Origin of the sequence: Citrobacter sp. Marseille-Q6884, from assembly GCF_945906775.1 — a bacterium.
Classification (GTDB): Bacteria; Pseudomonadota; Gammaproteobacteria; order Enterobacterales; family Enterobacteriaceae; genus Citrobacter.
In genome coordinates this window covers 1,276,502-1,298,852 of record NZ_CAMDRE010000002.1, presented here as the reverse complement: position 1 = coordinate 1,298,852, position 22,351 = coordinate 1,276,502, and the positions used below count along the sequence as shown (strand labels likewise).

22 protein-coding genes and 1 pseudogene are annotated in these 22,351 nt (G+C 52.5%); 8 read left to right on the top strand and 15 right to left on the bottom strand.

Going from position 1 to position 22,351, the window contains the following annotated elements; genetic code table 11:
• The 8 genes and pseudogenes from pptA to N7268_RS21405 all read right to left on the bottom strand — a co-directional run bounded on the left by pptA (position 1) and on the right by N7268_RS21405 (position 7,700).
• A complete protein-coding gene (gene pptA, locus N7268_RS21440) occupies positions 1 to 228 on the bottom strand; it encodes a tautomerase PptA (RefSeq protein WP_260864387.1) in 228 nt (75 codons plus the stop codon).
• A gap of 126 nt (positions 229 to 354) precedes the next feature.
• Complete coding sequence (locus tag N7268_RS21435; protein WP_260864386.1) at positions 355 to 972, bottom strand: glutathione S-transferase family protein; 618 nt, start codon at positions 970 to 972, stop codon at positions 355 to 357.
• A gap of 110 nt (positions 973 to 1,082) precedes the next feature.
• The gene (locus N7268_RS21430) at positions 1,083 to 1,856 is read right to left on the bottom strand and encodes an amino acid ABC transporter ATP-binding protein (RefSeq protein ID WP_260864385.1); all 774 of its coding nucleotides are present in this window, start codon (positions 1,854 to 1,856) and stop codon (positions 1,083 to 1,085) included.
• A complete protein-coding gene (locus N7268_RS21425) occupies positions 1,840 to 2,766 on the bottom strand; it encodes an amino acid ABC transporter permease (RefSeq protein WP_260864384.1) in 927 nt (308 codons plus the stop codon). Before N7268_RS21425 ends, N7268_RS21430 begins: the two co-directional genes overlap by 17 nt.
• 9 nt (positions 2,767 to 2,775) lie before the next feature.
• Entirely contained in the window at positions 2,776 to 3,285 is a 510-nt protein-coding gene (locus tag N7268_RS21420) for a GNAT family N-acetyltransferase (protein WP_260864383.1), read from the bottom strand.
• Between the two features lie 10 nt (positions 3,286 to 3,295).
• Positions 3,296 to 5,554 (bottom strand): annotated as a pseudogene (locus tag N7268_RS21415) (NtaA/DmoA family FMN-dependent monooxygenase).
• A gap of 26 nt (positions 5,555 to 5,580) precedes the next feature.
• On the bottom strand, positions 5,581 to 6,702 hold the full coding sequence (locus N7268_RS21410) for an amidohydrolase (RefSeq protein WP_260864382.1): 1,122 nt from the start codon (positions 6,700 to 6,702) through the stop codon (positions 5,581 to 5,583).
• Positions 6,702 to 7,700 (bottom strand): LLM class flavin-dependent oxidoreductase, encoded by a 999-nt coding sequence (locus N7268_RS21405; protein ID WP_260864381.1) that lies wholly within the window; start codon positions 7,698 to 7,700, stop codon positions 6,702 to 6,704. The genes N7268_RS21410 and N7268_RS21405 overlap by 1 nt, the downstream gene beginning before the upstream one ends.
• A 510-nt stretch (positions 7,701 to 8,210) precedes the next feature.
• Between N7268_RS21405 and N7268_RS21400 the strand changes: the two genes are divergently transcribed.
• The 3 genes from N7268_RS21400 to N7268_RS21390 all read left to right on the top strand — a co-directional run bounded on the left by N7268_RS21400 (position 8,211) and on the right by N7268_RS21390 (position 11,439).
• A complete protein-coding gene (locus tag N7268_RS21400; protein WP_260864380.1) occupies positions 8,211 to 9,752 on the top strand; it encodes a methyl-accepting chemotaxis protein in 1,542 nt (513 codons plus the stop codon).
• 293 nt (positions 9,753 to 10,045) lie between these two features.
• Positions 10,046 to 10,435 carry a RidA family protein gene (locus N7268_RS21395; protein ID WP_260864379.1) on the top strand — a complete coding sequence of 130 codons (390 nt, stop codon included), beginning with the start codon at positions 10,046 to 10,048 and terminating at the stop codon, positions 10,433 to 10,435.
• A 35-nt stretch (positions 10,436 to 10,470) separates the two neighbouring features.
• Positions 10,471 to 11,439 (top strand): threo-3-hydroxy-L-aspartate ammonia-lyase, encoded by a 969-nt coding sequence (locus N7268_RS21390; RefSeq protein ID WP_260864378.1) that lies wholly within the window; start codon positions 10,471 to 10,473, stop codon positions 11,437 to 11,439.
• Positions 11,440 to 11,513: 74 nt separating this feature from the next.
• Here N7268_RS21390 and N7268_RS21385 read toward each other — a convergent pair whose 3' ends face one another.
• Positions 11,514 to 12,650: a DSD1 family PLP-dependent enzyme gene (locus N7268_RS21385; protein WP_260864377.1), complete on the bottom strand. Its 1,137-nt coding sequence runs from the start codon at positions 12,648 to 12,650 to the stop codon at positions 11,514 to 11,516.
• Positions 12,651 to 12,747: 97 nt separating this feature from the next.
• Here N7268_RS21385 and N7268_RS21380 point away from each other — a divergent pair, with 97 nt between their 5' ends.
• On the top strand, positions 12,748 to 13,656 hold the full coding sequence (locus N7268_RS21380) for a LysR family transcriptional regulator (protein WP_260864376.1): 909 nt from the start codon (positions 12,748 to 12,750) through the stop codon (positions 13,654 to 13,656).
• Positions 13,657 to 13,817: 161 nt separating this feature from the next.
• Positions 13,818 to 14,453, top strand: coding sequence for a transcriptional regulator (locus N7268_RS21375; protein ID WP_260864375.1), 636 nt, complete (start codon positions 13,818 to 13,820; stop codon positions 14,451 to 14,453).
• 70 nt (positions 14,454 to 14,523) lie between these two features.
• Here N7268_RS21375 and N7268_RS21370 read toward each other — a convergent pair whose 3' ends face one another.
• From N7268_RS21370 to N7268_RS21355, 4 genes are all read right to left on the bottom strand, one after another.
• Positions 14,524 to 14,745, bottom strand: a complete 222-nt coding sequence (locus N7268_RS21370; RefSeq protein WP_198904164.1) for a YgdI/YgdR family lipoprotein — start codon at positions 14,743 to 14,745, stop codon at positions 14,524 to 14,526.
• 133 nt (positions 14,746 to 14,878) lie between these two features.
• Positions 14,879 to 15,940 carry a YncE family protein gene (locus tag N7268_RS21365; RefSeq protein WP_260864374.1) on the bottom strand — a complete coding sequence of 354 codons (1,062 nt, stop codon included), beginning with the start codon at positions 15,938 to 15,940 and terminating at the stop codon, positions 14,879 to 14,881.
• A 215-nt stretch (positions 15,941 to 16,155) separates the two neighbouring features.
• Complete coding sequence (locus N7268_RS21360) at positions 16,156 to 17,190, bottom strand: NADP-dependent oxidoreductase (RefSeq protein ID WP_260864373.1); 1,035 nt, start codon at positions 17,188 to 17,190, stop codon at positions 16,156 to 16,158.
• Between the two features lie 69 nt (positions 17,191 to 17,259).
• Complete coding sequence (locus N7268_RS21355) at positions 17,260 to 17,835, bottom strand: helix-turn-helix domain-containing protein (RefSeq protein WP_260864372.1); 576 nt, start codon at positions 17,833 to 17,835, stop codon at positions 17,260 to 17,262.
• A 37-nt stretch (positions 17,836 to 17,872) separates the two neighbouring features.
• Here N7268_RS21355 and N7268_RS21350 point away from each other — a divergent pair, with 37 nt between their 5' ends.
• Together N7268_RS21350 and N7268_RS21345 are read left to right on the top strand one after the other, a co-directional pair.
• Positions 17,873 to 18,388: a GNAT family N-acetyltransferase gene (locus tag N7268_RS21350; RefSeq protein ID WP_260864371.1), complete on the top strand. Its 516-nt coding sequence runs from the start codon at positions 17,873 to 17,875 to the stop codon at positions 18,386 to 18,388.
• Positions 18,388 to 18,837: a DMT family transporter gene (locus N7268_RS21345; protein ID WP_042308290.1), complete on the top strand. Its 450-nt coding sequence runs from the start codon at positions 18,388 to 18,390 to the stop codon at positions 18,835 to 18,837. Before N7268_RS21350 ends, N7268_RS21345 begins: the two co-directional genes overlap by 1 nt.
• A gap of 65 nt (positions 18,838 to 18,902) precedes the next feature.
• Here N7268_RS21345 and N7268_RS21340 read toward each other — a convergent pair whose 3' ends face one another.
• Together N7268_RS21340 and N7268_RS21335 are read right to left on the bottom strand one after the other, a co-directional pair.
• Positions 18,903 to 19,136 (bottom strand): YdcY family protein, encoded by a 234-nt coding sequence (locus N7268_RS21340; protein WP_260864370.1) that lies wholly within the window; start codon positions 19,134 to 19,136, stop codon positions 18,903 to 18,905.
• Between the two features lie 17 nt (positions 19,137 to 19,153).
• Positions 19,154 to 20,752 carry an ABC transporter substrate-binding protein gene (locus N7268_RS21335; protein WP_260864369.1) on the bottom strand — a complete coding sequence of 533 codons (1,599 nt, stop codon included), beginning with the start codon at positions 20,750 to 20,752 and terminating at the stop codon, positions 19,154 to 19,156.
• Between the two features lie 282 nt (positions 20,753 to 21,034).
• On the opposite strand from N7268_RS21335, the gene N7268_RS21330 reads away from it, so the two are divergent.
• Positions 21,035 to 22,348 (top strand): SrfA family protein, encoded by a 1,314-nt coding sequence (locus N7268_RS21330; protein ID WP_260864368.1) that lies wholly within the window; start codon positions 21,035 to 21,037, stop codon positions 22,346 to 22,348.
• Positions 22,349 to 22,351: the final 3 nt, after the last annotated feature.

Here is a 22,351-nt window from a genome sequence, read left to right as displayed (position 1 = left end):
TCACATACTGTAACCCGGTTTTTTAATCAGCGTTGCCATCTGAGGCGCGATCTCCGCATCCCACACCGCCTGCCACGCATCCGGTTGAATTTCATTTAGCGCCACGCTGACGGAGCTGTCTTTGCTTTGCAGATGACGGATGATCACCTCGGTAATATCAGCAGCCAGTGCGGCTTTTTGGTCATCGTTCAGATCGCGGGGAAAACATTTAATATCAACGTGCGGCATCGCAGGGTCCTTATTGTTTGGGCATCAGTGAGCTTATGTGGATTCGCGTTTAACCAGATGGAATCCAGCATCAATAATATCGTCTTCACGCGAGATAAGTTCAATACGATCGCGGCGCGGGAGCAGTTAAATAATCGCATTGCTTTTCAGTACGCTACGTAATGACGGGAGCTGGCATACCGCATCAGCGATAGCGCTAATATTTGACGTGTTGTCCTGAAACCAGTCATGTCCCGGCCCCCAGCTACGCATAACGGCAAGATAAACGTCGAGTAATGTGAGTTGCTCTCCGAATGCGTACGGTTCGGCGCTTAACTGATCATTCAGCCACAGATAGAGCGATTTACGGTATTCAATGCAGTTTTTCTTCAATTGCGCTGCGGCATCCGGTGCCCAACGTTCGGGGTAATCGGCATAGGTAAACGTCGGGTAGATATTTGCCACCAGCCATACCAACAGGCGTTGAAACTGCTGGCGCTCGGCGCGTCCCACAGGGGGCGCGAGGTCGGGACGACGATCAAGAATCATGAGCGAAATCGCTGCCGTTTCTGTCATGACTTCGCCATTTTCCAGGGTGAGTGTTGGCACCTGGCACAGCGGGTTCATTGTTTTTAATAAATCCCGCGCAACCCCGTCGCTATCAAAACCGCTCACGTTGACAAAGTGATATGGAATTTCTGCCAGCGTGAGCATAACTTCACTGATGGCTGATCCCCAGCCCGGCACACCATAAACCTTAATCATGCTGCTACCCTCAAAGTAAAACTTTAAGTGTAGAGCACCCTTGCCATCACGACGGCCATCGAGTCTTGTATGAAAAGGGGGACTGTGGCACAGCCTTGTGCCACAGGGGATCACAGCACTTTGGATAAAAACTGCCGGGTTCGGGTGTGACGTGGACGGTTTAGCACTTGCTCACTGCTGCCCTGCTCCACGATCTTTCCATCGACCATAAACACCACCTGATCCGCGACTTCCCGGGCAAAACCAATTTCGTGGGTCACCACGACCAGCGTTGTTCCTGATCGCGCCAGTGCTTTAATCACATCCAGCACTTCGCCCACCAGTTCGGGATCGAGCGCCGAAGTCGGCTCATCAAACAGCATGACGCGTGGACGTAACGCCAGCGCACGGGCGATGGCGATACGCTGCTGCTGTCCACCGGATAAGTGACGTGACCAGGCATCGGCTTTATGCCGCAACCCTACGGTATCCAGCAAGGTTAATGCCCGCTCCGTGGCCGCTTTACGTGAGGCCAGCCCATGCGCTATCGGCGCTTCAATCAGGTTTTCCAGCACCGTTAGGTGTGGGAACAAATTAAAGTTCTGGAAGACATAACCGACATTGACGCGCTGGCGCAGGATTTCCGCTTCTTTTAGCTCGTACAGTTTGTCTCCCTGGCGGCGATAGCCAATGTAGTCGCCATCAATCTGAATAAATCCCTCATCGACACGTTCCAGATGGTTGATGGCTCGCAGTAGCGTTGATTTTCCTGAACCGGATGGCCCGAGAATCACCGTCACGGTACCGGGAAGGATCTCCAGCGACACATTATCCAGCGCCTTCTGGCGACCAAAATATTTGCTGACTCCCGTAATGGAAATATGACCCTCAGGCGAGTGGGACATGTGCGGCCTCCTGCGACGGAATTTGACGACTGCGTTTCACCGCACGATGCGTGCGAGAGGTATTGATGGCTGAACGGCGCTCGCTACGCGCCAGTGCTCGTTCGACAATATGTTGAATTAATGACAGAACGCTGGTGATCACCAGATACCACACCGCCCCAACCATCAGCAGCGGGATCACCTCCTGGGTGCGGTTGTAGATCATCTGGATGGTATAGAACAACTCCGGCATCGCCAGCACGTAAACCATCGCGGTCCCTTTTGCCAGACTGATAATTTCATTGAATCCGGCAGGTAAAATAGTGCGCAGCGCCTGCGGCAGAATAATGCGCAATGTGCGGCGCCAGGCCGGTAACCCCAGCGCGGCAGCGGCTTCATATTGACCATGATCGACGCCGAGGAAACCACCCCGGATAATCTCCGCGGTATAAGCGCTTTGAACCAGAGTCAGCCCAACAACCGCCGTGGAAAACTGACCGAGCACATTGATCGTCTCAAAGCTGCCCCACTGAACCGCGGTAAACGGGATACCAATGGATAATGTGTCGTACAGATAAGAGAAGTTATACAGAATAATCAGCACCACAATGAGCGGCAGCGAGCGAAACAGCCAGATATATCCCCATGCCAGCCCGTTCAACAGCCAGGACGATGAGAGTCTGGCCAGCGCCAACAAACCGCCCAACACAATACTCAATAGCGTCCCGATAAGGGTCAGTAGCAGCGTTTGCCCAAGGCCAGACAAAATAACCGGATCAAAGAACCAGCGGGCAAACACCCCCCATTCCCAGCGCGGATTAAACGCCACCGACTGGATAATCACCGTCAGCACAAACAGCGCCACTATCGCGCCCACGGTACGCAACGGATAGCGCGCCGGGACGACCTTGATGGTTTCCGTCGTTTTCATCTTCTCTCCTCAGGCTATTTTTGCCTGACCTGCGAGGGTCAACAGTTTGCTAAAACGCAGCCGCCCATCAAAGGGGGGTTGGCTGTACTCTTCGGGATTGCGGGTCGTATCAAACTGCGGATCGTAACCCCGCCCCAAATAGAGCTGGACAGCCTCCGGCTGGCGAAACCCCGTGGTCAGGTAAATGCGGCTGTAGCCTGCAAGTAACGCCCGACGTTCCAGCTCCTGTACGACGCGTGCCGCCAGCCCCTGCTGACGCAGGGTGCTTTTGGTCCAGATGCGTTTTATCTCGGCCGTGTCTTTGTCATAGGGTTTGTATGCTCCGGTGGCAATAATTTCGCCGTCACGCTCAAGCACCACAAAGATCCCCTGCGGAGCCAGATACCATTCGGTCAACTCCACTTCAGCATCACGGGAGAAATAATCCCCATAACGTGCGGCATATTCAGCGAACAGACCGTTAAGGATCGGCTGGAGTTCTGTGGCTTCGGGGGAGACCACACGGAATTCATCACTCACACAGACCTCCTTAGTCGCCTAAACCGGCCGGGTTAATTTCAGAATGAGGGATACGCTCGACCCCTTCTCCCCAACGGTTCAGCACTTTGTCATAGTCGCCATTGTTCATGACGCCATTAAGCGCAGTTTGTACCGGCAGCACCAGACCGCTGTCTTTCTTCAGCGTCACCGCGATATGCGCGGCCTTAGGCCAGCCGCCATCCACGCTCCCCACCAATTGCGTTTTACCGTTCAGCGCCGCTTTCCACGCCCCGATGACGTTAGGACCGAAATAGGCATCGGCGCGACCGGACTGTAATGCCAGCGTCTGGGCCGCATCATCTTTGGTATAGACCGGCGTAAACGGTTTTAACCCTTTCTTCTGGTTCTCGTCGTTCCACGCCAGCAGAATCGCTTCCTGGTTCGTCCCCGAACCGACAATAATGCGCAGGCCTGCAATATCTTCCGCCTTGTCGATTTTCGTCAGATGACTGCCGGTTTTGACGTAAAAACCGAGAGAGTCTTTACGGTACGTAGCGAAATCGAACTTCTCTTTGCGCGCTTTGGTCACGGTAATATTGCTGATCGCGGCATCATATTTGCCGGAGGCCACGCCCAGCGGCCAGTCTTCCCATGATGTCGGCACCACGTTCAGTTCCAGTCCCAGACTGTCGGCAACCAGGCGGGCGATATCCGCTTCACTGCCGATCAGCGTTTTATTGTCATCTGCAAACACGGTCAGTGGCGGCTGACTCAATCCGGCAATGGCCACCGTGAATTTCCCCGGAACCGCAAGATGCAGACCGGCGGGCAGTTGCGCAATGGCCTGAGGATTTTTCACCGTGTTGATCGGGGTTTTGTTGGCTTCCAGGCTTACGCCGGTACCGTTGATAGTGACGTCATTTGCCCAGACGGTTGCGCTGAAAGTCAGTGACAGCGCAAGAAGTAATGATTTTTTCTGCATAGCGTATGTCTCTTATTGTGTGAATTGATTTGCAGGTGTCGCTAACCCCAGGCTCTCGCGCAGGGTTGTGCCAGGGTATTCATGACGAAACAGGCCGCGTGCCTGAAGCAGCGGGACCACCTGCTCGACAAAGCGTGGGAAGGTGTCGGGTGTACCGCCCTGAATGATAAATCCGTCGGCGGCTCTCTCGTCGAACCACTGCTGTAAGCCATCGGCGACCTGTTCTGGCGTACCGCTAAAACGCGGACGAGGACTGGCCGCTTCCAGCGCCACTTGTCGCAGGGTTAACCCTTTCTCCCGCGCATGACGTTTGATTTCATCGGTGGTGCTGCGAAAACTGTTTTGCCCCAGTTCTCCAACATCCGGGAACGGCGCATCAAGTGGGTACTGCGCAAAATCGTGATGTTCAAAGTAGCGGCCAAGGTAATTGAGCGCATCGCTCACCGAGACCAGCGCAGCAGTCGTTTGATATTGCTGCTCCACATCCTGTTCACTGCCGCCAACGATCACACTGACACCCTGGAAAATATGCAGTTCATCGGGATGGCGTCCGGCAATTTCTGCCTGATTTTTTACATCCTGATAAAACGCTTTGGCTTCGGCCAGCGATTCCTGATGAGTGAAAATAGCATCGGCATGGTGAGCGGCTAATTTTTTACCATCCTGAGAGGCCCCCGCCTGAAATATAATCGGTCGTCCCTGCGGGGTACGGCCAATATTTAATGGCCCGGCGACCTGAAAATAATCACCGTGATGATTCAGCGTGTGCAATTTCTGCGGATTAAAGAATTCACCGCTCGCTTTATTACGCGTAAAGGCATCCTCTTCCCATGAATCCCACAGGCCTTTCACCACCTGCAGGTATTCGTCGGCAATACGGTAGCGCTGGGCATGTTCAGGATGTTGCGCACGGGAGTAGTTCTTTGCCGAACCTTCCAGCGGCGATGTCACCACGTTCCATCCTGCGCGCCCGTGGCTGAGATGGTCGAGGCTGGCAAACTGGCGCGCGGTGGTGAACGGTTCGCTGTATGACGTCGATACCGTACCCACCAACCCCAGATTGCGGGTAATGCTGGCCAGCGCGGATAATACCGTCAGGGGTTCAAAACGATTTAAAAAATGCGGTATGGATTTTTCATTGATATACAGCCCATCAGCAACAAAAATAAAATCAAGTTTGCCTTGCTCCGCAATCAATGCTGTCTTTTTCACAAACTCAAAATTAATACTGGCATCGGCCTGAGCTGCCGGATGACGCCATGCTGACATATTTCCTGACGCGCCGTGCAAAATAGTGCCCAGCCGTAATTGCCGATTTCTGTCCATAGTAACCCCTTACCCAACAGGTAAAATTAAAGATGTTCGAAAGCCGTTTTTGCTAAATGGGAAAAATACTGTGCTGCGGGTTCAATTAATCGTTCGTCCGGATTAAAGCCAGGATGGTGTAATCCATACTCACTGGCACTGCCAATGCTGACAAATGCGCCAGGCGTATTTTGCAGATAGACGGCAAAATCCTCTCCTCCCATATGCAGGTCGGCTTTACGCGTGGTGTAGCCGGACTGCTTTGCCACGTCGGTAGCAATATTGGCCCAGCGTGCATCATTCACCAACGCCGTGGGGCCCGCATGCCAGATAACGTCTATCTGAGCGCCGAAAGCCTGGGCAAATCCGGCTGCGATATCGCTGACCCGTGTTTTGACCTGCTGCTGGACCGCTGTACGGTGCGTCCTGAGGGTGCCTTCCAGTTCTACAGATTCGGGCAGAACGTTCCATGTATTACCGCCCTGAATACGCGTCACACTGAGTACCACCGAATCCAGCGTGTTTACCTCCCGGCTGGCAACGCTTTGCAAAACCGTCACCAGCTGACTGGCGAGCAGAATGGCATCTTTGCCCTCATGGGGACGTGCTGCGTGCGCGCCTTTGCCATTGATGCGTAACACAAAGCGATCCACATTGGCGTAGAACGCACCGCCCCGCGTGGCAAATTCGCCCACCGGTAAACCCGGCTCATTGTGCATACCAAAAATCGCCGCCACGTTTTGTAGCGCGCCAGCGCGGATCAAGGTTTTCGCACCGCCAAAACTCTCTTCTGCGGGCTGAAAGAGAATGCGCACTCGCCCAGGCAAATTGGCTTCCTGCTGCTTGAGCAACAGTGCAGCACCCAGCATCACGCTGGTGTGAATATCGTGCCCACAGGCATGCATCACCCCCGGCGTGACGGAACGAAACGGAACATCAGCGCTCTCTTCTATCGGTAACGCATCAATATCTGCACGCAGTGCGATAACGTCGTTCCCGTGTCCGATTTCAGCCACCAGACCCGTTTTCAGTTCAAAGGGTAAAATAGTGACGTCTGCACTGCGCAGCCAGTCGCGAATGCGTGCGGTGGTTGCCACCTCCTGCAGGGAAAGTTCCGGGTGTTGGTGCAATTCACGCCGCCAGTGGATAAGCTTCGAGCCGAGTGACATCAGGCAACCTCCTCGTAAGCATGCGCTTGTGCTAATAACCGTAAAGAGGTCAGGCGCGCATGCCCTTCCGCCACTGGCGTGTCAATAATGAACTCATCAATGCCGTAGTGCGCATGCAGTTGATTCAGATGGGCGACCACTTCCTGCGCGGTACCGTGCAGTAGCGCCTGCTCACGACGGGCTATTTTTCGTGGCGCACTTCCTGCCTGCGCGGCGAACGCCAGAGCCTGTTCTTCACTGGCGACCGTGACACGTTGACCGTCTTCCAGCTCGACACCCCAGATCTGCACGTTTTCCGCCATCTGCGCTGCGATTTCGGCGCTGTTCGCAACGATGACCTGTACGGCGACAATGGCAGGTCGCGTGCTGTTTGTTTTCCAGTACGACAGAACGTCACGCAACAGGGCTTTATCCCCGTTCAGATGCGCGGCGAAAATAAAGTTCCAGTCTGATGCCGCCGCCAACTGTGCGCTTTCCACGCTGGCGCCCAGCACAAATCCTTCTGCGGGTGAAGGAGGAAGCGGCGTCGGGAAAACAGCCTGCGTCGATTCTTTACCGGTCAGCGACAGCCAGTCGGTGAGTTGAGAAAGCTGCTGTGCAAAACTGCCCCGTTCATCCGGGTGAATGCCCCGTTGCAGCGCCTGAGTGGAAAGCGGTAAGCCGCCAGGCGCCTTTCCGACGCCAAGATCAACGCGTCCAGGCGCCAGCGATGCAAGAAGATTGAAGTTTTCCGCCACTTTGTAAGGACTGTAATGTTGCAGCATGACGCCACCAGAGCCCACACGGATACGCTGCGTTTGTCCGAGGATCCAGGCAATCACAAGTTCCGGCGACGGACTGGCAAGTTGTGGCGTATTATGATGTTCCGCGATCCAGAAACGGTGATATCCCCACGCCTCGGCAAACTGCGCCAACTGCAGCGTTCGGGCAAGGGCAATGGCGGCGGTTTCACCTTCCCCAACGGGGCTTTTATCAAGAATGCTCAGGCGATATGACATGTTGCAGGCCTATATTTATTAACATGTCATCATTATTAAATCGTTCAGCAACCGTATTAAAACAATTAATTCACATTTGCTCTGCTAAAAAACAGATAACCAACCCTGTTGTCCTCAGGGTTAAGATTCGGTGAACGGTACGGGCAGCGATCGCGTCAGATAAGATCCCTTTATGCGTGGGCTACGAAATATAGTAGGGTTGCTGCTGACGTTGAAAAAACGGCAATATCATTTTTGGTTAATTTTATCTTTGCGATAAGCTCCCCGGATTAATTTAATTTAAGTCAGACTAAATCGCTGCACAGGTTATGCGTTTGTATTTGTTGTTTCAGAATTATGAAATTAATGATATTGCACGCAATTATTTTTTACCTGAAGTACTTTCACATAATTGATGATTGGTAGAGAATGCAGCGTTTCTTATTAAAACCGTTTAAAACAGCTTTTTAATATCTCCTGATGTTATTACGGAGATTTTGTATGAATTATACATATCATCATGGGGCCTTTATGAAAAGTAACCTGCCCGTTACACAAATTGAGTACTCGCTGAACGACAAAGCGACATTGCTTTCGACCACAGATAAAGAGAGTCATATTACCTATGCGAACTCTGCTTTTATCGATGCCAGCGGGTTCAACGAAAACCAGCTAATGGGCGAACCCCATAATATCATTCGCCATCCCGATATGCCTCCCGCCGCCTTCGCCGACATGTGGTACACGCTACAACAGGGTGATAGCTGGACGGGAATGGTTAAAAACCGCCGGCAAAATGGCGATCATTACTGGGTGCGCGCTAATGTCACGCCCGTCTGGCATAATGAGAAACTGACCGGTTACATCTCTGTACGTACCGTGCCATCGCGCGAAGAAATTGACCAGAGTGAACAACTCTACGGCAAAATAAATAATCAGCAGTTTACCGGTTTTCGTTTTTTTAAAGGTATTGTGATTCGTCGAGGGATAATGGCATGGGCATCTGTTTTTAAATGGATGAGCATTAGTCAGCGTGTCAATTATGCTTTAGGCACCGCGGCCCTGCTCTCGTTGTTATTTATCTTCGCACCGGTGAACGCGTTTATTCAGTCCGGTGGCATACTGGTGCTATTTTTAGCATTAGCTATTTACCTTAAGTATCAAATTTGTCAGCCAGTTAATACGCTGCTGAGCCAAATGAAAAAAGTCGTATCCGGGCGTAAAACGAATAACTGTCATTTAAATCGCGTGGATGAAATCGGTATGCTAATGCGGCTGGTTAATCAATCAGGACTGAACCTGAATTCTCTGGTTGATGACGTCAGTACGCAAATAGCGGGTATTCGCGCGATTAGCCAGCGCGTATCAAAAGAAGGCACTGCACTGCATACGCGCTCCGAGGAAACCTCAGCCGACCTTCAGCAAACGGCAGCGGCCATAGAGGAGATCGGAAGTGCAGTACAACAAACCGCGGAGACGGCCGAACAAACCATGACGATGGCCGATAAGACCAGTGCTAATGCCGCTGAAGGCGGCAATATCATGAAACAAACCATTGCCACCATGCAGACAATCTCGCGCGACAGCAGCCAGATCGTCGATATCATTGGCGTGATCGACAGTATCGCTTTTCAGACCAATATTCTGGCACTCAATGCGGCCGTCGAGGCGGCACGCGCAGGAGAGTCAGGGCGTGGCTTTGCCGTCGTCGCCGCTGAGGTACGAAATCTGGCGCAACATTCGGCGTCTGCAGCGAAAGAGATCAAACTGCTTATCGAGAAAAACGTCGCTAACGTTAACGCGGGCGTCCAAATGGTGGAACAAACGGAAACCCATCTCACGGGCATGATCGGTGATGTATTACAGATGTCGATGATGATCAAAGACATTAGTCTGGCAACACGCGAGCAAACTCAGGCGCTGGAGCTGATTAATGACTCGATTTCACGGGTGGGCGTGATGACGCATAATAACGCCGAAATGGTGGAGCACGTCACTGACGCTACCGCCGATTTAACGCAACGCTCATCACGGTTGCAGCAGGCCGTCCAGGTCTTTGGACTCTCGGCATAGCAAGCCGGCGCTCATCCTGATGACCTCAAGATGAGCGCATCGTTTCCCACCGTCGTTCCCCCTTCGTTTTTCTTCCAGAGCAACTCGGGCTTTGCCGTTAACCTCTTAGCTCAGCGTTTTTGCGCGATCTCTCACAGCAGTCGTTTGATGATTGCTATACACTTTGTATTTAATTAGACTGTTTGTATTAAGTGAGTTTCATGACAAACGCCGGAGATTAATGGGTGCAGCGGGTAACGTAATTGCCTTCTGAGCCAAACCTGACGTTTCAACAACGACTGGAGAAGATCAACATGCCTTCTGAAATTACCCTGAACACCACAAACACACTGTTTCCGCCTGCCGGGCACTATTCGCACTCCGTCACCGCAGGGGGTTTAATTTTCATCTCAGGACAGTTGCCCATCACGGCGACGGGTGAGAAAAAATCAGATGCGCCCTTTGCCGAACAGGTTCGGTTGGTACTGGATAACATCGATGCCATTCTGACTGGCGCAGGTGTCTCCCGACAGTCCCTGGTGTCTGTAAGGGTGTATGTCACGGATATCAACTTCTGGCCTGAATTTAACAAGATCTATGCGGAATGGCTGGGAGATTATCGCCCTTCCCGCGCCGTTGCCTGTGTGTCGGAATTGCACTATGGCTCGGCCATTGAGATTGAAGCCGTCGCACTCGCCAGTTAAACCGTCTTCCACATGACAATGATGAGAAATTCAAAATGACTGAGCTTAAATTACCTTGTTATGCTGATGTCGCCGCTGCCGCAGAGCGCATTGAGGGTTATGCAAATCGCACGCCGGTGATGACATCCCGAACCGTGAATGAAGAATTTGGTGCCGAGGTGTTTTTTAAGTGTGAGAATTTGCAGCGTATGGGCGCATTCAAGTTTCGTGGTGCGATGAATGCGCTCAGGCAATTTACACCAGAACAGCGAGCTGCCGGCGTGGTCACCTTCTCTTCGGGTAATCACGCGCAAGCCATTGCCCTCGCGGCGAAATTACTCGGGATCCCGGCGACAATTGTCATGCCTCATGATGCGCCAGCGGCAAAAGTGGCGGCCACAAAAGGCTACGGCGGAAATGTCATTGTTTATAACCGCTACACCGAAGATCGCGAGCAGATTGGACGCGATTTGGCGGCGAAACACGGGCTGACGCTGATCCCGCCTTATGACCATCCACATGTGATCGCGGGACAAGGAACGGCGGCCAAAGAGCTGATAGAAGAAACCGGACCTCTGGATGCGCTGTTTGTCTGCCTCGGCGGCGGCGGTCTGCTGTCAGGCTCGGCACTGGCGACTCGGCATCTTTCACCGGATTGCCTGATTTATGGTGTTGAACCGCAAGCCGGTAACGATGGACAGCAGTCATTCAGAAGTGGATCAATCGTTCACATTGATACCCCCAAAACCATTGCGGATGGCGCACAGACGCAACATCTTGGAAACTACACCTTCCCGCTGATCCAAAAGCATGTCACGGATATTCTGACGGTGACAGATGAAGAACTGATCGCATCGATGAAGTTTATTGCCGAGCGTATGAAACTGGTTGTTGAACCGACCGGCTGCCTCGGATTCGCTGCTGCCAGAGCGAAAAAGCGTGAACTGGCGGGTAAAAAGGTCGGTATTATTATTAGCGGTGGCAACGTGGATATCAGCCGATTCAGCGAATTTTTAGCCATGTAATTGAAAAGATTTCCGTATGCCAGGCTCCTTTATTGCCGCTTCTGTTTGCGGAAGCGGCATAAAGCCCGCCAGTGTTACCAGCCTACAATACGTGACCAGACTTCACGTTCTTCACCGTCATCGCCCAGAACCTCATACTGACGATGCATTGCGGCCGTGGCGCAGGCGTGATTGGGCAGGATCCTGATTCGGCTTCCCACCGGAAAGTCATCGTGACGGTAGTCTGCCGTTAATACCACAATCCCGTGCTCCTGATTCGTGATGTCCACTTTCAGCCCGTTTAGCGGTTGCCCTTCGAGGTTGCATACCTGGCCATAACCATAATCCGTTACCTGATGCGCCGTTCCCCGGTCTCGGGAAAGCGCCATCCAGCCTGCATCAATGAACACCCAGCCTTTGTCACGATTATGCCCAATGACCGTGGCAACCACTGACATGGCGATATCATGCATTTCGCAGATCCCTACATTTTTCATCACCAGATCAAAGGTGGTAAATACCCCCGCCCGAACCTCGGTGATACCGGAGAGATTGTCGGCAAAGTGCGCCGTCGGCGTGGCCCCCACACTGAGTACCGGGCAACGATGTCCCTGTTCACGTACCCGCAGCCCGGCTCGACGTATGGCATCACATTCGGCTTGAGCCGCCACCCGGATCGCTTCGTCGGTGCGACAATTATACGATTCCCCGGCATGGGCAAGCAGCCCCGTCAGTGTTGCGCCACCGTCCTCAAGCATCCGCGCCAGTTCCAGCAACGCATCGCTTTCGGGCGGAACCCCGCCACGATGGCCGTCGCAGTCAACTTCAATAAACACCGAGAACGCAACGGCGTGCTGTTGGCCGAAAGACACCACGGCCTCTGCCTGTTCCCGGCTGTCGAGCAAAATATGGATATCGGTGCCTTTTTGCATCAGCGCGGCAATGCGCGGGAGCTTATGCGGAGCGATGCCAACAGCGTACAGCAGGTTGGTATACCCTTCTTTCGCAAAGGCTTCCGCTTCGGCAAGGGTGGAGACCGTTGCCGGATCATGGCGCTCGGGCAGTAAATAGTGTGCGGCCTCGACCGAGCGCAATGTTTTGAGGTGCGGCCGCACTTTGCTACCCAGCGCTTCGGTGCGGGTATAAAGGCGACGGATATTCTTCAGATACTTATTTTTATCAATCAACAGGTAAGGCGTTTCTGTTGTGCTTAACCAGGCCGGAGTGGTCATTTTTACTCTCCATTAATAGATATTAAGAGAAAGTTTGCCACTGCCATCATTAGGTATAAATTAATATAAATGCAATGACTGGTTAGGTTCAGACTTAATGATCAACAGTGACGATTTATACTTTTTCCGTACTATTGCCAGCCACACCACGCTCGCAGCCGCGGCCAGAACGCTTAATGTGACTCCGCCTTCCGTTACACAACGACTGCGCGCACTGGAAAACAAACTGGGCGTGACACTGCTTTTAAGACCCTCGCGCAAGGTCTCTCTGACCGACGAAGGTTCTCTTTTGCTGAGCCAGGCTGAAAAAATCCTTTCTGAGCTGACAGCGCTACAATCGGCAATCGATGACCGTCGGCAGGTTGTGCGGGGAAAACTGCGCGTGCTCGCCCCGCTGGGCTTTGGTCATGATCATGTTGCTCCGCTGATTGGCCTTTATTCTGCGAAACATGAAAATCTGGAAATTGAACTGACGCTGTCCGACGATCCGAGCTGGTCTGATTTACATAAATGGGACGTGGTGATTTTTATCGGTGAGTTGCGCGACTCCAGTATGCATTGTATTAAGCTGGCGTCTAACCGGCGATTTGTCTGCGCCTCGCCAGACTACTTACGCCGTAAAGGCATACCCGAAAACCCGGAAAGCCTGCTCTCACACGATTGCATTGCGCTGCGAGAGAATAGCGAAGATGTCACACTGTGGCGTTTTACCGGCGTGAACGGAGAGTATCCGCTTCGCGTTCATCCGCGTCTGGCAAGTAATGAAGGTCGGGTGGTCAAAGAGTGGGCTCTCGCCGGGCGAGGGATCATTATGCGCTCGGAATGGGATGTGATGCCGCATATCAACAACGGTTCACTGGTGCGGTTGCTTCCCGACTATGCATTGCCCAATGCCGATATTGTCGCCCTGACGGCGAGCAGCATCTCTGAAAGAACGCCCCGCACCCAGCAGTTCATTGAGTTACTGAGAGAGACTCTCGCGACACGGCCGTGGGATGCGCGCTGATCCCCGACGTATGCAGCGCGTTCATGGTAGAGACTTAGGCGTTCGCCATGCCGTGTGCCATAATACCGTTGAATCATTGAACGAATAGTCTTAATCAACACGCATTGTATTATCATGCGTGTATACAAGTTCAGGTAACGGACGTTTTGCAGGAGATAACGGTGTCTAAACACGAAGAAAACGTAGTGCTCAGTCAACTGGATACGATTGCCAAAGGATTAAGCGAGACCTTTTATCCGTTCTGTGAAGTCGTGGTGCATGACCTGAAAAATCCTGACCATGCGATACTGTCAATCCATAACAATCTCTCGGGGCGAAAACCCGGCCAGTCGGCCACTGAACTGGGCCTGGCTCGTATCGCATCGCCGGAATTCCCGAGTATTGTTGCCAATTACGGCAATCAGTTTGCGGACGGGCGTCCGGTAAAAAGCACCTCTATCGGCATAAAGGATAACGAAGGAAAATACGTCGCGGCCTTATGTCTGAATGTGGATATGACGTTATTTCGCGGGATGCAAAGCGCCCTTGCCCGTTTTACAGAAATTGAAACCACCTCCGTGGTGGAGCATCTTAGCCCCGGAGGCACCGAAGCCATCCGCCAGCGTATCGACAGCTACGCCGCAAAACTCGCTACCACCCCCAGAGCCCTTAAGCCTGCGGATCGTAAAGCATTAATTCAGGCGTTGCGAAAAGAAGGTCTGCTTGATGTGCGAAAATCAATGGATACCGTCGCGCAGTATCTGGGGATCTCCAGAGCGACCGCCTATCTCTACGCGCGGCAGGAAAATAACAAATAAGGGCACTTACGTAGGGTGTCTATCGTTAAACGGGAGCAGGAATCTTAGCCTGCCCCCCTACTTAAGGCGCTTAGTTTGCTTCAATCAGTTGAGCAACGTCATTGCTGTTAATTTCCCGCGCATTGCCATCCTGATCGGTGTAGCGGGTCATCCCCGTGTCTTTATCCAGTTTTGGTTTCCCCTGGGTGGTTATGGTTTGTCCGCTTTTCGTCGTCATGACGTAATCGGTAGTGCATCCCGCTAAAGTAAACAGCATTGCGCCCGCGCAAAGGCAGATAAATGGCTTTTTCATGGTAGTCCTGAGAGAGTTAATGAGCCGAGGGGAAGAGTGTAAGTCCCTGACGTTATCAGACTATCGATGGGGTGTAACGAGGCGTATCGTGGAGTATAGAGAAATGACAGGAGGGGTTTCCCCCTCCGGATAATTACAGCGCGATACGAATAACATCGTCCGGCTGTGTCGCTTCCTGTTCGCGGGAAGACTTCTGTTTCACGCTGACATACAGGGTTTTGCCATCGGCGGAGAGCGCCAGGCTGTTCGGGAATGTCGGGGTATCGAAAGTTTTGACTACTTTGTAGCTTTTCGTGTCAATCACGCTCACTTTACCTGCCTGGCGGTGCGTCACGTAGGCTTCGTTACGTGCCGGGTTGAACAGCACAGCCAGAGACTCAGGCGCAGCCACTTTTGCCAGCACATTGCCATTACGCGTGTCGATAACCAACACTTCGGCGGCTTTAGAGTCGGTGATAAACGCACGGTTACCCGCCGTATCCAGGCTCAGGTTGATGAAGAAGTGTTCTTTTCCATCATCCAGCAGCTTTTTACGGCTGAGAATTTTATTGTCTGCCGTATCGATGGTAATAAATTCACCATCAGCATTGGTGGTGTACAGGCGTTTCGCTTTGCTGTCGAGAGCAAGACCGGTGCTCATTTTACCGGTGTTCTGAATGGTGTTTTTCAGTTTGATGGTTTCACCGTCCACGACCCAAATCACGCTCTCTTTACCGATGCCGGTAATGTAAACCGTGTTGGTTGCGTCATCAGCGACCAGCTGACGAGGCTGCAGGGGACGCACATCTTCAGAACGTTTACGCGCATCCAGCACCAGACGCCCTTTCACCTCACCGGTTTTGGCATCCATCGCGGTGACGGCGCTGTTGACGGTATTGCCAAACCACAACGTTTGCGTCGCGTTGTTAATGGTTGCGCCAAACGGTTTGAGATCGTTATGAATTGCCTGAGTCACTTCAAGCGTAACGGGGTCAAGGCGATACACCACTCCACCCTTATCCAGTTTCCGGCTCTGCGAGGTAGCAAGCCACAGCGCGTTTTCCTGTTGGCTGTATGCCATTTCGTAGGCGCCTTTACCCACGGCTTTGCGCAGCAGTTCTTCCGCAGCCTGCGTACTAAAGGAAGAGGCAACGAGCAGTGAACCTAACAGTAAAGAACCACGCAGACGCGGCGAAAACAGATGACGTAAAGACATGACGACTCCCTTTTATAAATTCGTATGTTACTGCTTCACATAACTTCAATGAGCACGGTCATCGCCCTGCTCTTTTTAATAATGAGAATAGTAATCATTATTTATCTCAAAGTGGAGTCTTTATTCACGTTCTGACGACAACCTTCTTATTTTCTCCATAGATGTTTAACAGGCCGCTCACAAAAGGAGCGGCACATCACTCTTACTCTTTAGCCTTATTCATCTGCAAGGCGTATAACAACTTTGCCAAAGTTCTTCCCGGTCAGCAGACCAATAAACGTTTCCGGTGCCTTTTCCAGCCCTACGGTTACCTGTTCACGGTACTGGATTTTGCCTTCATTGACCCAACGCCCCATCTGTTCCTGAAACTCATGAATGCGATGGCCATAATCCTGGCTGATGATAAAACCCTGCATGCGGATGCGCTTTTTCAGCAATGTAGCCATCAGCAACGGTAAACGGTCGGGGCCAGACGGTAATTCTGTGGCGTTATAACCACTGACCAGTCCACAGACCGGAATTCGCGCAGAGGTATTCAGTAACGGCAGCACGGCGTCAAACACTTTTCCGCCGACGTTTTCATAATAGATGTCGATCCCCTGCGGGCAGGCTTGCGCCAGTTGTTGCGCGAAATCCTGCGCATGATGATCGAGACAAAGATCAAAACCGAGCACCTCCGTCGCATGGCGGCACTTCTCTGCCCCACCCGCAACACCGACTACCCGACACCCTTTGAGTTTTCCGATTTGCCCAACGGTGGCGCCAACAGGCCCCGTCGCGGCGGCAACCACCAGGGTTTCGCCGCTTTTCGGCTGGCCGATATCCAGCAGTCCCATATATGCGGTAAATCCTGGCATGCCTAACAGGCCCAAAGCCCAGGACGGATGTTCCGGGTTGTCACCCAGTTTTACCAGTCCGCTGCCATCGGAAATGTCGAAATCCTGCCATCCGCTGTAGCTGAGTACCCATTCTCCGGGTTGATAGTCAGGATGATGAGAAGTGACAACCCGGCTGACGGTTCCACCCACCATAACGGCACCGATCTCTACCGGCGGGGAGTACGAAGGTTCATCACTCATTCTCCCGCGCATATAGGGATCGAGCGACAGATAAACGTTGCGCAGTAACACCTGTCCTTCACCGGGGGTGGCGACCGAATCCTCTTCCAGCCGGAAATTCTCCGGCACAGGTGCGCCATACGGGCGTGAAGCCAGTACCCAGCGGCGATTGCGTTGCATTTGTTGACCCATTGATGCTCTCCTCTGCTTTTGGCATGAATTCATCAATAGTAGACGCCCCACCCTGGAGATGCTTTCACATTAGTTGCCTGCGTGGTTTAACCGCACAACCAGGTAAACGCAGGATTGCGGGGTTTCATTGATAAACCGGCAGTCATTCGGCGGCCCCAGTTCCAGACAATCGCCCGCTTTCATCTCATGGCGCGTGTCTCCTTCGACAAAAACTAACTCCCCCTGCTGCAGCCAGATAAGCTGTCTGGCCTGCACGTAGGAAGACGCCGGCATCGGAATATCACTCCCGGCAGGCAATTCTATTTGCACCAGATCGATGGGCAGATCGCTTCGCGGTGAAACATGGCGGCGCAAATAGTGACTCTGCGGGTCGTGCCACACCGGTTGATCGGCGAAACGCAGTAATTTGCCCTCCTGCATTTCAGCCCGTGCGATCAGCGTTGACATGCTGATACCAAACGCCCCGGAAAGTCGTCCCAGCAGTGTGGCCGTGGGGCTGCTCTCCGCGCGCTCAATTTTATGGATCATCGCCCGCGATACGCCTGCCCGCTCAGCAAGTTCCGTAAGTGACCAGCCACGAGATTCCCGCTCAATGCGAATTCTTGCACTGATCCGTTGATTTATGCTGTCTTCAATAGTATTCATATCGTAATACTATAGTGAACAATCCCTGAGGTTCAACATGTCAATTCGATTTGCCAGCAAAGACGACTGCGCCGCTATCGCAGAAATCTACAATCACGCCGTTCTTCATACCGCAGCAATCTGGAACGATCAGACGGTCGATGCCGAAAACCGTATCTCATGGTATGAAGCCCGTCAGTTGCTGGGGTACCCGGTTCTGGTCAGTGAAGAAGATGGCGTGGTCACAGGATATGCGTCCTTTGGCGACTGGCGTAACTTTGATGGATTCCGTCACACCGTTGAACATTCAGTCTATGTGCATCCAGATCATCAGGGAAAAGGTTTGGGACGGGCGCTACTCAGCAGATTAATTGAAGAAGCCCGCGCCTGCGGAAAGCATGTGATGGTGGCGGGCATTGAGTCGCAAAACGAAGCGTCGCTGCACCTGCATCGTACGCTGGGTTTTGTACTAACCGCACAAATGCCGCAGGTCGGCACCAAATTCGGCCGCTGGCTGGATCTGACCTTTATGCAACTTCAGTTAGACGATAGCAACGAACCGGACGCCCGTTGATGAACCAGACGCTGACCCTCTCCTTTCTGATTGCCGCAGGCATTGGTCTGGTGGTGCAAAACACCTTAATGGTGCGAATTACGCAGACCTCATCGACCATCCTGATCGCCATGCTCCTGAACTCGCTGGTCGGGATTGTGCTGTTTGTCAGCATTTTGTGGTTTAAGCAAGGTGCGGCGGGGTTTGGCGAACTGGTCTCCAGCGTACGCTGGTGGACGTTAATCCCCGGTTTACTTGGGTCGTTCTTTGTTTTCGCCAGTATCAGTGGATACCAAAACGTCGGTGCGGCCACCACCATTGCGGTACTGGTCGCCAGCCAACTAATTGGAGGGCTGGTGCTGGATATATTGCGCAGTCATGGCGTACCGCTGCGTGCGCTGGTGGGTCCGGTGTGTGGTGCCGTGTTATTGGTGGTGGGTGCCTGGCTGGTGGCCAGACGTTCATTTTAATGGCACGTATCTGGCCTACGGGTTACGCGCCCGCAGGCCAGATACGAGGTTGAGATCGTCAACCGTCAGAGGATTGTGCCGCCCTTCGTCAGTTGCTCACGACGTGCTTCCATATCTTCTTTGTGTTGACGCCCGTGATGCGCGATAGTCGTACGCAAACGCTGTTGCTGGGTGTAACGCTCTTCCCGGCTCAGTTCTGTATCTTCACTGAGCGCAACCAGCAGTTCATTCATATGCGTAATAACGCTCTCTTCAATGGCGGCATCGACACGAGCACTGACGTCATCCAGGTGCGACATATATTCTCCTTAACGCATTAATTGAGTTTTGCTTTTGAAAAATCACTGCCCATCAGGCTCACGCTGTACCCGCTGACATTACTGCGCGTCGCAAAGAACGTTTTGCCGTTTGCCAGAGCGATCCACGGTGCCTGCTGGTAGAAAATCTCTTGCGACTGTTGGTAGAGCGCGGCACGTTCTTCCGGTTTACTCACCAGTTTCGCTTTTTGAACCAGAGAATTATACGCTTTATCACACCAACGTGCGGCGTTTGATCCGGTTTTAATGCTGTTGCAGCCCAGCAGCACATCTGCGAAGTTATCCGGGTCACCGTTATCTGACATCCAGCCAAACAACGCCGTGTCGTGCTCACCCTTACGCATGCCGGAAAGGTATTCACCCCATTCATAAGAGACAATTTTCGCCTTCACGCCGACTTTCGCCCAGTCGCTTTGAATCATCTCGGCAATGCGTCGGGAGTTCGGGTTATAGGGGCGTTGAACCGGCATAGACCACAGCGTCGCCTCAAAACCGTTCTCCAGCCCTGCTTTCTTCAGCAAATCTTTCGCTTTCTGCGGGTCGTACTCGTAATCCTTCAGGTCTTTATTGAAGCCCATCATATTCGGTGGAATCGGTGATTTCGCCACCGTGCCGGAGCCTAAAAAGACGGCATTGATGATCGCTTTTTTATCCGTTGCATAGTTTAACGCCTGACGCACCAGGACATTATCAAACGGTTTTTTCTCGGTATTAAATGCCAGGTAACCGACGTTCAACGCCTCTACCGTATGCAGCGTCAGGTCGCTATTTTTCTTGATCTCGTCAAACTGTACCGGCGAAGGCGCAGGGATAATCTGGCATTCATTCGTTTGCAGTTTTGCCAGACGCGTCTGTACGTCTGGCGTGATAGAGAAGATCAGATGTTTGGTCGGCACCTCGCCATCCCAGTAGTTCGGGTTGGCCAGATAGCGAATTTGCGAATCCTGTTTGTACTGTTGCAGCACGTAGGGTCCGGTACCAATCGGCCAGTTATCGACGTTCTCCGGCGTGCCCTTTTTCAGCATGGCATCCGCATATTCTGCCGAGAGAATCGAAGCAAAATCCATCCCCCAGTCGGCGAGAAAGGCAGCGTTTGGTTCCGTCAGTACAAACTGGACGTGATAGTCATCAACCTTCTTCACCTCTTTAATCAGCTTATCCAGTCCAACATCGTTAAAGTATTCGTAATTTCCCTGTGAGACGTTGTGGTACGGATGATCGGCATCTTTCTGGCGTAATACGGAGAAAACAACGTCATCCGCGTTGAAATCACGAGTTGGCTTGAAGAATTTGTTGCTGTTAAATTTCACGCCCTGGCGCAACGTAAAGGTATACGTCTTGCCATCCGGGGAAATCGTCCAGTCGGTCGCCAGTGACGGAATCGGGGTATTTTTTACCGGATCAAAATTGATCAGTCGGTTGTACAGCACCTGCGAACTGGCCACAAACGAGGGGCCCGAGCTGGCGATTTGGGGGTTAAAGGATTCTGGTGATGCTTCAGAGCAGTAGATAAGGGTGTCCGTATTGGCCGCGAATGCAGCGCCTGTGGGTAATACAGCGCTCAGAGCCAACGCGAGTAACGTTTTCCTTGCAGTCATTGTTATAAGCCTTCTAATTTTATTATTAACACGATTATCAGAGCATAGCTGACAAAAACTGACTAATAACAAATCACTATCAGGTTATTCTAATCAGGGGTATTTCGCTGATAAATTCGACACAGCAGGTGGAATAATTTCCCTTAAGTCTTTTTCAACACGTCAAGTTTTTTCCCAATACGCTATGCCATGAAAATTCGCCCCTTTTGGCCTCTCTTCTGACGTTTGCTTGTTTATAGAACCCGTAAAGTAGATGCGTGAAGAAGTCTAAGGGACAACAACGTGGCAAAAACTCTCTTGCGCAGCGGCAATCTGGATGACTATCAGGCCGTTGGCGGCGGCGGTCAGGCCGTATTTGATTCAGCATTGCAAATTCGTGAAACGCTTCGTCTGCGCAAACAGCAGGCAATGGCGGATTGTCTGGCGATCCCACAAATCAACGATAACGGCGATCGGGTGGACTGGTATTCCCCGCTTGAAGGAACGGCTGTGGCCTGGAAAAGCGCTGATGAAGATGCGCGTTTGCGTGCGCTGCGCTATCTGCACGGTATTCAGGAAAATGCCGCCGCATTGAGCCGTAAAAGTCTGCAATCAGCGAAAACCTCATTGCAGCTGTTTGGCTCACTGCTTGAAAAAGCGATGCAATTTCCTGGCGAGAATCATGTTTTTCTGGTGGATGGCAAACCCGTTATTACGTTCTGGGGTTTCGTTAATCTGAACGAAAATACCCGTGATGATGTTCTCGATTGCCTGCGTGTCGCCGATGAGCCTCCCGTCATACTGGCTCCACAACCCGAACCGGAAGAAGAGATCGCGCCAGATATCACTTTCGCGCAAGCGGATACTCCGTTACTGACAACCGTGATGGACCTCCCTCCGGTGCCCGAGCCGGAGCCTGAAAGTCCGGTCATCATCAGCGAACCCAGCGTTTCCGCGCCGACAGAACAGCAAAAACCGGCACGTCGCTTACCGCTGTGGAGTCTGCCTGTCGCTGCCGTGATTATTGCCGCCATTGCCGCGCCCCTGTTATGGAAGCAACAGCCGCCGGAAACCGCCACCGCGCCTGTTACAACACCAACTGAGGTTGTCCGGGTGAATCATACCCCCTTACCTGAACTGACGCAGGAACTGCCTCTGCATCGGGCAGAAGTCACGCCACCGGTGAAAAAAGAAAAGCCCGCTGACGGCCCCGTCGTGATTGCCGCCATCCCGAAAGATGCGCTGGTCATGGACGCCAGTCAGATGAAAGTCGGCACGACACGTTTTCTTAACGGTAACTGGCGCGTCATGGTGGATATCAAAGATCCGGTGAGTGGCAAAGCCCCGTCGCTGCGTTATCAGATCCAGGCCAATAAAGGAACCGCACGGGTTGTGCATGGCGACAACATTGTCTGTCGCGCGGACATTTTCTCCGGCCTGCATCAGTCGGGCGAGTTACTGATTAAAAGTCGCGGGAATGCGCGTTGCACCGACGGTTCGCGCTATCCAATGCCGGAAATCACCTGTAAAGCGGGAACCAACGACGTCGCGGCCTGTACCGCACGTTATGACGACCACGCGGCAATCCCGATGACGATCAAAAAGATAGGTGCCTGATTT